Genomic DNA, 13228 nt, shown 5'->3' on the forward strand with positions numbered 1-13228 from the left:
GGAGAGAGCGATGAAGTTGAAACTGACAACGATACTCTGCACCGCCGCCGCTATCATGGCGACAACGGCGATCGCCCATGCCCAGACGGTGCTGAAATGGGCGCATGTCTACGAGACCTCGGAACCCTTCCACACGGATTCCGTCTGGGCCGCGGAAGAGATCAACAAACGCACCAACGGTCGCTACAAGATCGAAGTCTATCCGGCCTCGCAGCTCGGCAAGGAAGCCGATATCAACCAGGGCCTCAAGCTCGGAACGGTCGACATCATCATTTCCGGATCAAGCTTTGCTGCCCGCGACTACAAGCCGATCGGCGTCACCTATTTCCCCTATATCTTCCGCAGTCCGGAACACCTGATTGCCTATACAAAGAGCGACGTCTTCAAGCGCCTCGCCAAGGGTTATGAAGACAAGACCGGCAACCACATCGCCGCCGTCAGCTACTACGGCACACGCCATACGACCGCCAACAAGCCGATCGCCAAATGCGCCGACATGCAAGGCCTGAAGATCCGCGTGCCTGACGTTCCGGCCTACCTCGCCATGCCGCGCGCCTGCGGCGCCAACACAACGCCGATCGCCTTTGCCGAGGTCTATCTCGCTCTGCAGAACGGCACGGTCGAAGCTCAGGAAAACCCTCTGACGACGATTGAGGCCAAGAAGTTCTACGAAGTTCAGAAGAACATCATTCTGACCGGGCACATCGTCGATCACCTGAATACGGTGATCTCGAAGACGCTCTGGTCGAGCCTTTCGGACGAGGACAAGAAGATCTTCGGCGAGGTCATGCAGGAAGCCGCCGAGCGCACGACAAAGACCATCGAAGGCAAGGAAAACGGCCTGATCACCACCTTCAAGGAAAAGGGTCTGAGCGTCACCGAGGTCGACAAGGCCGACTTCGAGAAGACTGTTGCGGAAAAGGTCAAGTTCGAGGACTTCGGCTACGAGAAAGCCGATTGGGAAGCGATCCGCGCGATCCAGTAAGAGCCCGAGGGCGCGCGGGAGCACTGCGCGCCCTTCTTCCCCAACCGGAATAAGGCCGATGATGTCTCAAGAAGTCCATACGCAAGTCACCGCCGAGGAGATCGGCCATGAATTCGAAGGGCATGCGCCCACCGCAAACGTCTCGGACTATGCCATTGAAGACTGGATTACGCTGATCGTCTTCTGGCTGATGGCCGGCTGCGTCTTCTTGCAGTTCTTCACCCGCTACGTGCTCAACAACAGCTATGCCTGGACTGAGGAAATCGCCGTCAACTGCCTGATCGGCGTCGTCTTTCTGGGCGCCGTCATGTGCGTGCGCACCTCGCGCCACATCCAGGTGGACGTCTTCTATCACTATATGCCGGCAGGCCTTGCGCGGGTGCTCGCAACGTTCGTCGACATCGTGCGCATCGGCTTCTTCGCTTATGGCTGCTATCTGATGTGGCGCTATGTGCAGATCGTTGCCGACGAGCAGATGGTCACCGTCGACCTGCCGCGCAACATCGTCTTCTACAGCGTGTTTGCAGCCTTCGTGCTGATGCTGATCCGCGCGGTGATCGTCTTCATCGCCAACATGCGCCGCGGCTACTCCGTTCTGGAGCGGCCTGAAGAATTCCACGCTGTCGAGGGTTGACCAGATGCTGCTCCTGCTTGGCTCGTTTCTGCTTCTGATGCTGATCGGTGTGCCCGTCGCAATCTCGATGGCCGTCGCATCCGTGCTCTACATAGTCCTTTACGGCGTGGCGCCCGATATCATCGTCGCTCAGCGCATGATTGCCGGCGTCGAGAGCTTTCCCCTGCTTGCCGTTCCCTTCTTTATCCTTGCCGGTAACCTGATGAACTCGGCGGGTGTCACAGGCCGCATCTATTCCTTCGCGGTCGCGCTCGTCGGCTGGATGAAGGGCGGTCTTGCGCAGGTCAATATCATCGGCTCGGTGATTTTTTCCGGCATGTCCGGTACCGCCCTTGCCGATGCTGCCGGCATCGGCACGATCGAGATCAAGGCGATGAAGGATCATGGCTACCCGGTCGAAGCAGCGGTCGGCGTGACGGCGGCATCTGCCACGCTCGGGCCGATCTTCCCGCCGTCACTGCCTTTCGTCATTTACGGCATGATGGCGAATGTCTCGATCGGTGCGCTTTTCATGGCCGGCATCCTGCCCGGCATCGTCATGACGCTCTTGATGATGATCACCGTCGCCGCCTTCGCTTATGTGAAGCGCTGGGGCTCCGACGCGCCGTTCGATCTGCGGCAATTAATCTCGGCGGGCATGGAGATCGTCGTCGTCCTGCTCGTGCCGCTGGCGATCTACCTGATGATACGATCAGGCGTATCGGTGAATGCCGCGGCCGGCATTGCCCTTGTCGCGCTTCTGGCGGCCGACTGGTATTTCCGCTTCTCCGCCGTCATGGCGCTGATGACGCCAGTCATCCTCATCGGAGGCATGACGATGGGCTGGTTTACGCCGACGGAAGCTGCTGTCGCGGCCGTGCTCTGGTCGCTGTTTCTTGGTCTGGTGCGCTACCGCACGATGACGCTCTCGACGCTTGCCAAGGCAAGCTTCGACACGATCGAGACGACGTCTTCTGTTCTCTTCATCGTCACTGCTGCTTCGGTCTTCGCATGGTTGCTGACGGTGAGCCAGGCCGCCCAGCTTCTTTCCGATGCGATCCTGTCCATCACCGACAATAAGTGGGTTTTCCTGATTTTGGTGAACCTGTTGATGCTCTTCGTCGGCTGCTTCCTGGACACGATCGCGGCAATCACCATCCTTGTGCCGATCCTTCTGCCGATCGTCGCAAAATTCGGCATCGACCCGATCCAATTCGGTCTCATCATGACGCTGAATCTGATGATCGGCCTGCTGCACCCGCCGCTCGGCATGGTACTTTTCGTGCTGTCGCGGGTGGCGAAACTGTCCGTCGAACGCACCACGATGGCGATTCTGCCCTGGCTGGCACCGCTCTTCATCGCGCTGATCCTGATCACCTTCATTCCCTCCGTATCCCTGTGGCTGCCGCAGCAGCTAGGGCTTCTGAAATAGGAGAGTGTGATGGAGACCCGTGTGGCAAGGCTGTATGCAAAGGGCGACCTGCGGATCGAGACGGCTCCGGTCGCAGTCCCCGGTCCGGGCGAGGTGCTTTTGAAAATGGCAGCCGCAGGTATTTGCGGCTCCGACCTGCACTATTACCAGGATGGCGGTTTCGGGCCGGTCCGGGTTCGCGAGCCGATGATACCCGGGCACGAGGCCTCCGGAACGGTGGAGCTGGCAGGAGAGGGTGTTACTCTGAGAGCCGGCACGCTGGTCGCCGTCAATCCGAGCCAACCTTGCGGGTCCTGCGAATATTGCAGGATCGGCATGCCGATTCACTGCCTGGAGATGCGCTTCATGGGCAGCGCGATGCGTCTGCCGCACGAGCAGGGCATGTTCCGGGAATGGCTGGTCGTGCCGGCCAGGCAATGCGTCGAGGTCGGCGCTACGACAACGCCAGCGGAAGCAGCTTGCAGTGAGCCGCTCTCCGTCTGCCTGCACGCCGCTTCGCGCGTGTCTGAGGTTGCCGGCAAGAAAGTTCTCGTGACCGGCGCTGGACCGATCGGCTCCCTGATGGCCGCGGTTGTCAGGCATTTTGATGCCAGCGAGACCGTCATCACCGATCTTGCAGATGCGGCACTCGAACGCGCAAAGGCAATGGGTGCCAGCCGCACGATCAATGTGGCACGGGATCCAGCTTCCTTTGCCGAATTCCAGGCGGGAAAGGGATATTTCGATCTCGTCTTTGAATGCTCTGCAGCCGCCCCGGCGATTCATAGTGCCATTGCGGCGATCAGGCCTCGCGGCACCATCGTTCAGGTCGGCGTCACCGGGGATGTGCCTCTTCCCCTCAACGCCATCGTCGGCAAGGAGTTGCATATCCACGGAACACAGCGGTTTCACGAGGAATTCGCTGTTGCCGTCGACCTGATCTCGCGCCGAAAGATCGATGTACGGCCGATTATCAGTCACAGCCTGCCGCTCGAGGATGCCGTTTCAGCCTTTACCATAGCCGGCGACCGTTCGCTGGCTTGCAAGGTGCAGCTCACCTTCTAGTCGGTCAGACAATTGTCTCTCCGCCATCGACGACGAGGATCTGCCCCGTCATATAGGAGGAGCGGTCCGACACCAGGAACAGGATTGGTTCGGCGATTTCCGAAACGTCAGCCCAACGGCCGAGCGGCACTTTCTCGGCGATATAGCCTTCGATCGCGCCGCGCCCGCCCATCTGCGCGATGAACGGCTCGTTGAACGGGGTGTCGACCCATCCAGGGCAAAGTGCATTCACGCGGATGCCGAATTTTGCATAATCGCCCGCCATCTGCCGGGTCATGGCGATGACGGCGTGTTTGGTGGTCGTATAGGCGATCATCTCGCGGTCGTAGAGCACGCCTGACGATGAAGACGTGTTGAGAATAACGCCCTTGCCGGCTTTTTTCATGATCGGCATCGCAAAGCGGGCGGCCATGAAATGCGCCCGTACATTCAGTCTCCAGGATTTGTCGAAGCCGTCGATCGTAACCTGCTCCAGATCGCCGGCAATCTGCGCGCCTGCGTGATTGTGGAGGATGTCGAGCCGGCCGTGACGGGCGGCGATAGCCGCAATGCCCGCTTCAAGCGCCTTGTCGTCGGTCACGTCGACGACAAGGCTTTCGGCGCTGCCGCCGGCCTCGGCAATCAGGCCAACGGTTTCTTCAGCGTTGGCGATATTGATATCGGCGACGACGACATGGGCGCCTTCGCGCGCCATGATCACAGCACCCGCACGTCCGATACCCGAACCTGCTCCCGTGACGATTGCAACGCGATCCCTCAGTATCATGATATTTCCCCGGTCAGTTTGTCGTTGTCTTTTCGCGCATCAGGAAGCGCGCGATGAAAATGAGGGCGAGCGAGGCGATCAGCACCATCGTCGCGATCGCATTGATTTCCGGCGTCACGCCGCGGCGAATGGAGGCGAAAACATAGATCGGCAGCGTCGTGTTCGATCCCGCGACGAAGAAGGCGATGATGAAATCATCGAAGGAGAAGGTGAAGGCGAGCAGAAAGCCGGCAAGGATCGACGGCATGATCTGCGGCAGCACGATTTGCCGGAAGGTGGTGAACGGCGTGGCATAAAGATCGCTGGAGGCCTCGACGATATCGCGCCCGAGGCTGGCGATACGCGCCTTCACGATCATCGTCACCAGCGCCATGGTGAAGAGCCCGTGTGCGGCTATGATCGAGCCGTAACCGAGCGCAAGCTTGGGCGGCTGGTCGCCCGGCCAGAGGGCGGCGATCACGGGGTTGATGAAGCCGAAGACTTCGACGAGGGCAACCAGCGTCGCAATGCCGATGACGACACCCGGCACGACGATCGCTGCAGCAAAAAGCCCGTCGAAGACGGCGCGCGTGCGGGCACTGAGCCGTTCCATGCCGATTGCGGCCATGGTGCCGAAGATCGCCGCGAGCGCGGCGCTGGTCACGGCGATGATCAGGCTGTTACGCAGCGCTTCCATCAGAAAGGTGTTCGAGAACGCCCGACCATACCATTGCGTCGAAAAACCAGTGAATTCGCTGGCATTGCGTCCCGCATTGAAGGAGAACAGCACGACAAGCGCAATCGGCGTGTAGAGGAACAGGTAGACGAAGGTGACGAGCGCGCGCATCAGATGAGATCCACCTGCCGTGTGCCAGCGACACGCCAGGCGATCCGCATGGCGACAAGCAGAACGATGACGACGACGGCAACCAAAGTGACGGCGATTGCCGATCCAAAGGGCCAGTTGCGGGATTGCAGGAAGAGGTCGACAAGTGCATTGCCGATGAAGAATACCTTGCCGCCGCCAAGAAGCTGCGGGATCAGATATTCACCGAGCAGCAGGATCGTCACCAGCGCAACGCCGGTCATCACGCCCGGCAGAGACAAGGGCAGGGTGATGCCGAAGAAGGTCGAGATGGGTTTCGCGCCGAGATCGGCCGAAGCCTCCAGAAGCCGGCGATCCAATTTTTCGAGGCTGACATAGATCGGCATGATCATCAGCGGCAGATAGCCATAGACGATGCCGAGCAGCACGGCGCCGGGCGTATTGATGAGCCGGACGTTCTCTATGCCGACGAATTCGAGCAGATGCGGAATGCCGCGCGCGCCGAGCAGATACATCCAGGCATAGGTGCGCACCAGAAGACTGGTCCAGAAGGGAACGACGACAAGCGAGACGAGCAGCAGCCGGCGCTGCGGACTTGCCTTGACCGCAAGGTAGTAGGCCACCGGATAGGCGACGAGGAGACAGGCGGTCGCTCCGATCGGCGCCAGAATCAGCGTATTGACGAAGGCTGCCGAGCGCGCACCGAGATTGGCGAACTGCTCGAAGGTGAAGGCGGCCTGATAACCGCCTTCCGGCGCTCGCTCTCCGAATGCGAAGACGATGATGGCGATGAAGGGTAGCACCAGGAACACGAACAGCCAGACACTGGCCGGGCCGACAAGGGCAGCAGTAATGAGGCGCCGCTTGGTGGCGTTGGTCAGGGGCATGGCTTAAGTCTCATCCGCCGGATCTTGGAGCTTGACCGGTCTCCCGCGACATGGCGCGAGACCGGAGTTCGGAGAGTGCGTCAGGCTGACTTGAAGCGCGCCATCAGTTCGGCACGGCCCGGATCGGTAAGCGTCACGGCGGCGCCGAATTCCAGCGGGGTGAGGGCGGCTTCGTCCGGATAGACGATCTTATTGGACGTGATCTCCTTCGGCAGCAGCGCGATGACGCGGCTGTCGGTGGTGGGCGCCCCGTTGGCGATGTGCTCCTTCGCCGCATTCTGCGGGTCCATCAGATAGTTGAGCAGTGCATAACCGGCAGCCTTGTTCGGCGCATCCTTGGGGATCGCGTAGTAGTCGGTCCAGATTTCACCGCCGTCGGTGCCGAGGATATAGGCAAGTTCCGGCATGTCGCGATTGAGCTGTGCTCCGTCATTGGTCCAGCACATGGTCAGCCATGCATCGGTGGAGCGCATCGACGGCTGGTAGTCGGAATTGATCGCAAACAGATGCGGCTTGACCTTGATCAGCAGTTCTTCAGCCTTGGCGAGTTCTTCGGCCTTGATCGAATTGAAATCATAACCGAGCGAGACAAGCGCGCTGCCGATCGTCGTCAACTGATAATCATGCACCATGGCGCGGCCATCGGCTTCCGTCTGGGCGATCTCGAAGAAATCCTTCCAGCTCGAAAGCTTGGTCTTGATCTTGGAGGTGTTGACGGAGAAGCCGGTCGTGCCCCAGTTCTTCGGCACGGCATAGGTCTTGCCGTCGATCTGACCTTCCTTGGTGAAGCGCGGGCTTTCGCTCGCCTGGCTGAAATTCGGGATCTTCGAAAGGTCCAGTTCCTCGATCAGGCCAAGCTTGTGATGGGTCGAGATCGTATAGTTGGTCGGCACGAAGAGCGACCAGCCGGAAGCCCCGGCCTGCAGCTTGGCGAGCATCTCCTCGTTCGAACCGAAGACGTTGACCTCGACGGCGACACCGGTCGCCGCCTTGAAGTTCTCGAAGGTCGCCGGGTCATGATAGTTGGGCCATGTGGCGATCGACATCTGCGTGCCGAGATCGTCCGCCGCATGGGCTGATGTCGAAAGCGCGCCCGGGATGCGTGACAGCACGGCCGTTGCAAGGCCGAGGCCGGTGATGCCGAGGAAGTGGCGGCGGCTGACAGAGCCGCGCTTCAGGCGCATGAACTCGTCCATGAAACCTTCGGCGGAAATGGGGAGATTGTCCTTATAGTCCTTGCTCATGATGCTGTTCCCTTGTTTTGGCTTATGCATTCGATGCTGGAAAGACATGGATCGCGGCAGGGTCGAAGCCGAGGAAAACCTCCTCGCCCGGCTCTACGAGATCGCTCTCGTTCATGCTGCGGCGATCGGCGGTGATCAGGAAGTCGCCGAGCCCCGGCACGCTCACGGCATATTCCGCCGACGAGCCGAGGAAGATGCGGTGCGTCACTGTCCCCTTGAATGACGCGCCTGATACCACCGGCTTGCGCGTCAGATGGATTGCCTCAGGGCGAAGCGCAGCGATGACGTCGCCTGAGGCGAGCCGCTTGCCGAAGGCGATCGCCGACCCATCCGCCAGCCGCAACGTCGTGCCGTCGGCTTCCATCGCAGCGGTGATCCGGTTCGTCTTGCCGACGAAATCGGCGACGAAAAGATCGGCCGGCCGGTCATAGACTTCCTGCGGGCTGCCGAGCTGCCGGATGCGTCCGACACTCATCACGCAGACGACATCAGCCATCGACAGCGCCTCTTCCTGGTCGTGGGTGACGAGGACGAAGGTGATGCCGAGTTCTCGCTGCAGGGTCTGCAACTCGATCTGCATCGCCGAGCGCAGCTTCTTGTCGAGTGCGGCCAGAGGTTCGTCGAGCAGCAGAACGGAAGGGCGGTTGACGATGGCGCGGGCGAGTGCCACGCGCTGCTGCTGGCCGCCCGACATTTCATGGATCCGCCGCTTGGCAAAGCCGCCGAGCCGGACCAATTCGAGCGCCTCGGCGACACGGCGGTCGATCTCCGCCGCCCCGATCCTCGGACGCATCTGCTTCAACCCATAGGCGACATTCTGCTCGACATTGAAATGCGGGAACAGGGCGTAGTGCTGGAAGACCATGTTGACGGGCCGGCGATAGGCCGGAACGCCATTCATCTCGCGCCCGTCGATCAGCACCGTGCCTTCGCTCGGCTGTTCGAAGCCGCCGATCATGCGCAGGCAGGTCGTCTTGCCGCAGCCGGAAGGCCCGAGCAGCGCCAGGAACGCACCCTTGGGTACAGTAAGGTTAATGTCCGTTACGGCGGTCACGGCGCCATAGTTTTTCGTGACCGAACGGAATTCGATATCGTTCGTCGAAGCGGATGCCACGTCTGTTCCCTGCGGTTGGTTGGAATGGCAGTCTGTTGCTGCCTCATTGCCACCGTCGTTAAGGAAAGAGTAAGCCTGAGCTTCCCGCGCGGTATATACCCCGAGAGAGGTATTTAGGCGCATAATGTTTCGTGGAAGGTGTATATCCGCTCTGCGCGAATTTGCGTGGAACGACGGAGGGAAAGGGCTAGATGAGCATCGACCTGGAGACGCTGTTTGCCGCCTTCAATACGACGATCGGTAAGCCGGCCATGCCGGATGCCGGTTTCGGCGATACCTTCCGCCAGATGATGGCCGCACTCGTGCGCTTCGACTATGTCGTCGTCTTCGCCTATCGCGGCAAGACGCGGCCGATCGATCTCTACAGTACCTTCGACCGCGAGGAGCACGTCGTTTTCGTCACGCTCTATCAGGCGGGGCCTTACTTGCTCGACCCATTTTATCATACCGCTCGGGAGCGGCGCGAAGGCGTCTTCCGGATGCGCGAACTGGCGCCGGACCGATTCTTCTCCAGCGAATACTATCGCACCTATTACGTCCAGACCGGACTTGCCGAGGAAATCGGCTTCTTCGTGCCTCTGGACGGCGACATCACAGTCGTCCTGTCGTTGATGCGACAGGAGAAGACCGGCGCTTTCCCGCCCGCAGAATTCGCGACGCTGAAGAAGGTCGAACCGCTGGTGGCAAACATGGTGAAACACTATTGGGCTGGACTTGCGCCGAGATTCGACGCGCAGCTTGCCGTAAGAGGTAAAAGCCGCCGCAAAAGCGAGATCATCCCGCGCGCTGACACTGTCTGGAGCGATCTCAACCTTACGGGCCGAGAGACGGCAATCGTCGAACTGGTGCTGCAGGGCCATTCGTCGGAATCGATCGGTCTGAAACTCAATATTTCGACGGGAACAGTGAAAGTCCACCGCCGCAACGTCTACCGCAAGCTCGGCATCTCCTCGCAGACACAACTGCTCTCGCTCTATCTGAAAAATCTGAGCTGACCGATTGCTGCCGGACCTGCTGTTATGGGTGTGCCTCCGCCTCACGCAGCGAAATCAGCCGTCGTGCCGTCTCGTCCCAGAGGATGAGTTTCACGCAGCGGAGGCTGTCACGAATGTTGATACGCCCCAGGCTCGCCAGCTCCGGATAATCCCGCAGGACTTCCGGCAACCTGTAAAACGGCACCCTGCTCGACAGATGGTGGATATGGTGCATGCCGATATTCGCGGTGATCCATCGCAGTGGGCGCGGTAGATCATAATGCGAGGCGCCATGCATGGCGGAATAGGGGAACGTCCATTCCGGAGGCTTGGACCAGTGGGTGTCTTCGAATTGATGTTGAACATAGAACAGCCAGACACCAGCCGATCCGGCAAGCAGAACGATTGGTAAATGGATCAGCAGAAAGGGAACGATCCCGACGGCCCAGATGAGGAGAATAGCCAGCGCAGCGATGCCCGCGTTGGTCGCCATCGTCGAAACCCAGGGCAGCGTCCCGGAGCGCATCATGCCGAACGGCAGTCTTTGTTTGAAGAGAAAAAGATAGGTGGGGCCAATGCCGAACATGACCAGTGGATGCCGATAGAGGCGATAGGCGAGTTTTCCTCGACCTGTCAGAGCGCGATATTCCGCGACTGTCAGCGTGGTGATGTCGCCCACCCCTCTCTCATCCAGATTGCCGGCTGAGGCATGGTGTTCCGCGTGCGCACGGCGCCAATAGTCGTAAGGTGTGAGCGTGAGGACGCCAATCGCGCGCCCCGTCCAGTCATCCCACTGACGCTTTCCGAAGAAAGAACCATGCCCGCAATCATGTTGCAGCATGAAGAGCCGCAAAAGGAAGCCGGCCGCCGGGACAACGAGGATCATGCCGAGCCAATATCCAAAGTGGATCGCGATCCACGCCGCTGCCCATAGAAGCACAAACGGGATCAGGGTTACGGCCAGTTCGTACAGGCTTCGGCCTGTATCTGGCTTCCGGTAATTCGAGAGAATCTTAAGCCAGGCTTTTTCGGCACCGGCGTCTTGGCCGGCCGCTATTGTCATGTTCATGTTCATGTTCATGGTCGGTCGGCGTCTTTCTGTTCAGCAACGCTGCGGAAGAAATGTTCGGCATTCTGGTAGTCATTTTCTGCGCCGATCCGGTCGCCGGCCAAAGACCTCAGCTCGGCAAACTGAAGGTACTGCTTGTATCGATCCAGCAGTCGCTGCCGCGATGATGTAGCATTTCTATCGGCTCGGGCGAAATGGTGTTTTCTCATGATAAATCCGAACCCCGAGGGTTCGCTCCTGATCGTCTGAAAATAACTTGAGCGCTCTGTTCGGCGATCATCCGCCATGACAGCTTGCAACTGATGCCTTGTGTTGGAAGGCTGTAGGCGAGTGTGTCAGCGATCGGCCAAGCGGCGTTGCCGCCAACAGATGGGGTTATTGTGATCTGCAGGGGATCCATGCGCAGAAGCAATCCTCGACTGCGGCTATTACAAATAGCTGATGGGAAGATTGCAAACGTGCGTCGGCAATCGGACGACGAATGCCTGCTTCATTGAGGATGCAGCGCCCTCGGATGTTGAGGTCGTTACAGCAGCATTGTGGCTGCATCAGGTCCAAACAGCCTTTCAAATCGATCCTGATCGAGAGATTCATGCGGCTGCCTTTCGCATCCACTGTTGAGCTGGCGACCGACGCGGGCTATCAGGACGGGCAACATATTATTGGCTCCGAGGCGCATCTCAAAATGATCCCGTTATACCTGGTTACGCATTCCGGCGGATTCCACGCCGATGAGCTGCTTTCGAGCGTCATCCTCACCCGGCTGTTCCCGCAGGCCAAGGTCGTTCGCAGCCGAAATGTCGAATGGATCACGCCTGGCACCGACCGCATCATTTATGATGTGGGCGGGGAATACGATCCCGCAGCAGGCATTTTCGACCACCACCAGCGCGGCGCACCCGCGCGCGAGGACGGACGGCCCTACAGTTCCTTCGGCCTGATCTGGAAACATTACGGGGCGGATTATCTCTCAGCATTGGGCGTGCCCAAGGCGCATGTTTCGTCGGTCCATGCGTCCTTCGACGCCAAGTTCGTCTTGCCAGTCGATCTGACCGACAATGGCGCGCTTGATCCTTCCATTGCGGGCGAGTTGGCTGGCCTCACGCTGCCGGCTCTGCTGGAAACCCTGAAGCCGGTTTTTGATGCCAAGGATCCCGAAGCCGATGACCGCGCGTTCCATGTCGCCCTTTCCATCGCGCGAAGTTTCGTAGAGGCAGGTGTCTTAACGCAGGATGCCAAGCTACGCGCGGAAGCCATTGTTCTCAATGCAATTCACGAGACGGGCCAGGAGCACGTTCTCGAACTGCCGATGGGAATGCCCTTTCGCGCGGCGATCGTAAAGGCGAAGGCCGACCATCTGCTTTTCGTCGTTCACCCCAGGGAAAACGACTGGTGCCTGACGGGCATACGCCGTGCTGATGAGGGTTTCGAACTGCGCGCCGACCTGCCGGCATCCTGGGCGGGTCTTACCGGTCACGAGCTTGAGCGCATCTGTGGTGTCGAAGGAGCAACCTTCTGCCATAAGGGACGCTTCGTCGCGGCCGCAAAGACCCGGGAGGCAGCCCTTGCGATGGCAGAAATCGCCGTAGACGAAGCGCTTTCCTAAAACGACTGCGGACGTGGCGATGTCATGTCATCCGATCCGATAGTGGGTCGACCGGGGGCAATTTGTCGGCTGGCTTGCGTACCGCTTCGCTTGCGATCATGGTCACCGGCATGAAGACTATTGAGGTTATGCAGCGTCCTCGTTTACTGCCGCAGAGGAGCTTTCCGCGCTACGCCTATCTGCCCGGCCGGATGCCCCATCCCGTACGGGATCCGGCAGGGCATAGCTACCAGGTCGAGCCTGTGCCGGTTCTTCCGACACTCGATTCCGATGAATTTGCGTGGGGGGCGGACCTTTTCAACCATGGCTATTACTGGGAAGCGCATGAAGCCTGGGAGGAGATCTGGCAGGTCGCGGAAAGAGGCAGTGCACTGCGTGCCTTGCTCAAGGGCCTGATCCTGCTCTCTGCCGCCGGTGTGAAGATCCGAGAAGGCAAACGCGCACCGGCGATGCGTCATGCCGGCCGCGCTGCCGGGCTGTTTCGTCAACTGTCGAAAATCCCGCATGACGCCTTTTCACACGCACTCGGAATGTCGCTGGCGATGCTTGCTGATATAACCGAAGCATCAGTGAACGCTCCACCGGTCTTGAGGGTGACCATGCCGGGAGAGCCTGAACCGGTCTACGATTTCATTTTAGGGAAATCACGACGCTTTGCGCCATTGGGATTTACAGGCACGTCCGTTTGA

The 13228-nt window shown here is 59.6% G+C and carries 14 protein-coding genes; 7 read left to right on the top strand and 7 right to left on the bottom strand.

Features of this window, described 5'->3' with window-relative positions; genetic code table 11:
- The first annotated feature begins 10 nt into the window (after positions 1-10).
- The 4 genes from KQ933_RS25485 to KQ933_RS25500 all read left to right on the top strand — a co-directional run bounded on the left by KQ933_RS25485 (position 11) and on the right by KQ933_RS25500 (position 4074).
- Positions 11-985, top strand: coding sequence for a sialic acid TRAP transporter substrate-binding protein SiaP (locus KQ933_RS25485; protein ID WP_216760586.1), 975 nt, complete (start codon positions 11-13; stop codon positions 983-985).
- Between the two features lie 61 nt (positions 986-1046).
- Complete coding sequence (locus KQ933_RS25490; protein WP_216760810.1) at positions 1047-1619, top strand: TRAP transporter small permease; 573 nt, start codon at positions 1047-1049, stop codon at positions 1617-1619.
- A 4-nt stretch (positions 1620-1623) separates the two neighbouring features.
- Complete coding sequence (locus tag KQ933_RS25495; RefSeq protein WP_216760587.1) at positions 1624-3030, top strand: TRAP transporter large permease; 1407 nt, start codon at positions 1624-1626, stop codon at positions 3028-3030.
- 9 nt (positions 3031-3039) lie between these two features.
- Positions 3040-4074: an L-idonate 5-dehydrogenase gene (locus tag KQ933_RS25500; protein ID WP_216760588.1), complete on the top strand. Its 1035-nt coding sequence runs from the start codon at positions 3040-3042 to the stop codon at positions 4072-4074.
- A gap of 4 nt (positions 4075-4078) precedes the next feature.
- On the opposite strand, the gene KQ933_RS25505 is transcribed toward KQ933_RS25500, so the two are convergent.
- The 5 genes from KQ933_RS25505 to KQ933_RS25525 all read right to left on the bottom strand — a co-directional run bounded on the left by KQ933_RS25505 (position 4079) and on the right by KQ933_RS25525 (position 8890).
- Positions 4079-4840 (bottom strand): SDR family NAD(P)-dependent oxidoreductase, encoded by a 762-nt coding sequence (locus KQ933_RS25505; protein ID WP_216760589.1) that lies wholly within the window; start codon positions 4838-4840, stop codon positions 4079-4081.
- Between the two features lie 13 nt (positions 4841-4853).
- A complete protein-coding gene (locus KQ933_RS25510; RefSeq protein ID WP_216760590.1) occupies positions 4854-5666 on the bottom strand; it encodes an ABC transporter permease in 813 nt (270 codons plus the stop codon).
- The gene (locus KQ933_RS25515) at positions 5666-6532 is read right to left on the bottom strand and encodes an ABC transporter permease (protein ID WP_216760591.1); all 867 of its coding nucleotides are present in this window, start codon (positions 6530-6532) and stop codon (positions 5666-5668) included. The genes KQ933_RS25510 and KQ933_RS25515 overlap by 1 nt, the downstream gene beginning before the upstream one ends.
- Before the next feature lie 80 nt (positions 6533-6612).
- On the bottom strand, positions 6613-7776 hold the full coding sequence (locus tag KQ933_RS25520; RefSeq protein WP_216760592.1) for a spermidine/putrescine ABC transporter substrate-binding protein: 1164 nt from the start codon (positions 7774-7776) through the stop codon (positions 6613-6615).
- Between the two features lie 22 nt (positions 7777-7798).
- Positions 7799-8890, bottom strand: coding sequence for an ABC transporter ATP-binding protein (locus KQ933_RS25525; RefSeq protein WP_216760593.1), 1092 nt, complete (start codon positions 8888-8890; stop codon positions 7799-7801).
- Positions 8891-9081: 191 nt separating this feature from the next.
- Here KQ933_RS25525 and KQ933_RS25530 point away from each other — a divergent pair, with 191 nt between their 5' ends.
- Complete coding sequence (locus KQ933_RS25530; protein ID WP_216760594.1) at positions 9082-9885, top strand: helix-turn-helix transcriptional regulator; 804 nt, start codon at positions 9082-9084, stop codon at positions 9883-9885.
- A 22-nt stretch (positions 9886-9907) separates the two neighbouring features.
- On the opposite strand, the gene KQ933_RS25535 is transcribed toward KQ933_RS25530, so the two are convergent.
- Positions 9908-10933 carry a fatty acid desaturase gene (locus KQ933_RS25535; RefSeq protein WP_216760595.1) on the bottom strand — a complete coding sequence of 342 codons (1026 nt, stop codon included), beginning with the start codon at positions 10931-10933 and terminating at the stop codon, positions 9908-9910.
- 8 nt (positions 10934-10941) lie between these two features.
- On the bottom strand, positions 10942-11220 hold the full coding sequence (locus KQ933_RS25540; protein WP_216760596.1) for a DUF4167 domain-containing protein: 279 nt from the start codon (positions 11218-11220) through the stop codon (positions 10942-10944).
- 398 nt (positions 11221-11618) lie between these two features.
- On the opposite strand from KQ933_RS25540, the gene KQ933_RS25545 reads away from it, so the two are divergent.
- On the top strand, positions 11619-12539 hold the full coding sequence (locus KQ933_RS25545) for an MYG1 family protein (protein WP_216760597.1): 921 nt from the start codon (positions 11619-11621) through the stop codon (positions 12537-12539).
- 110 nt (positions 12540-12649) lie between these two features.
- Positions 12650-13228, top strand: coding sequence for a DUF309 domain-containing protein (locus KQ933_RS25550; RefSeq protein ID WP_253958420.1), 579 nt, complete (start codon positions 12650-12652; stop codon positions 13226-13228).

Source organism: Rhizobium sp. WYJ-E13, assembly GCF_018987265.1.
In the GTDB taxonomy this organism is placed as follows: Bacteria; Pseudomonadota; Alphaproteobacteria; order Rhizobiales; family Rhizobiaceae; genus Rhizobium.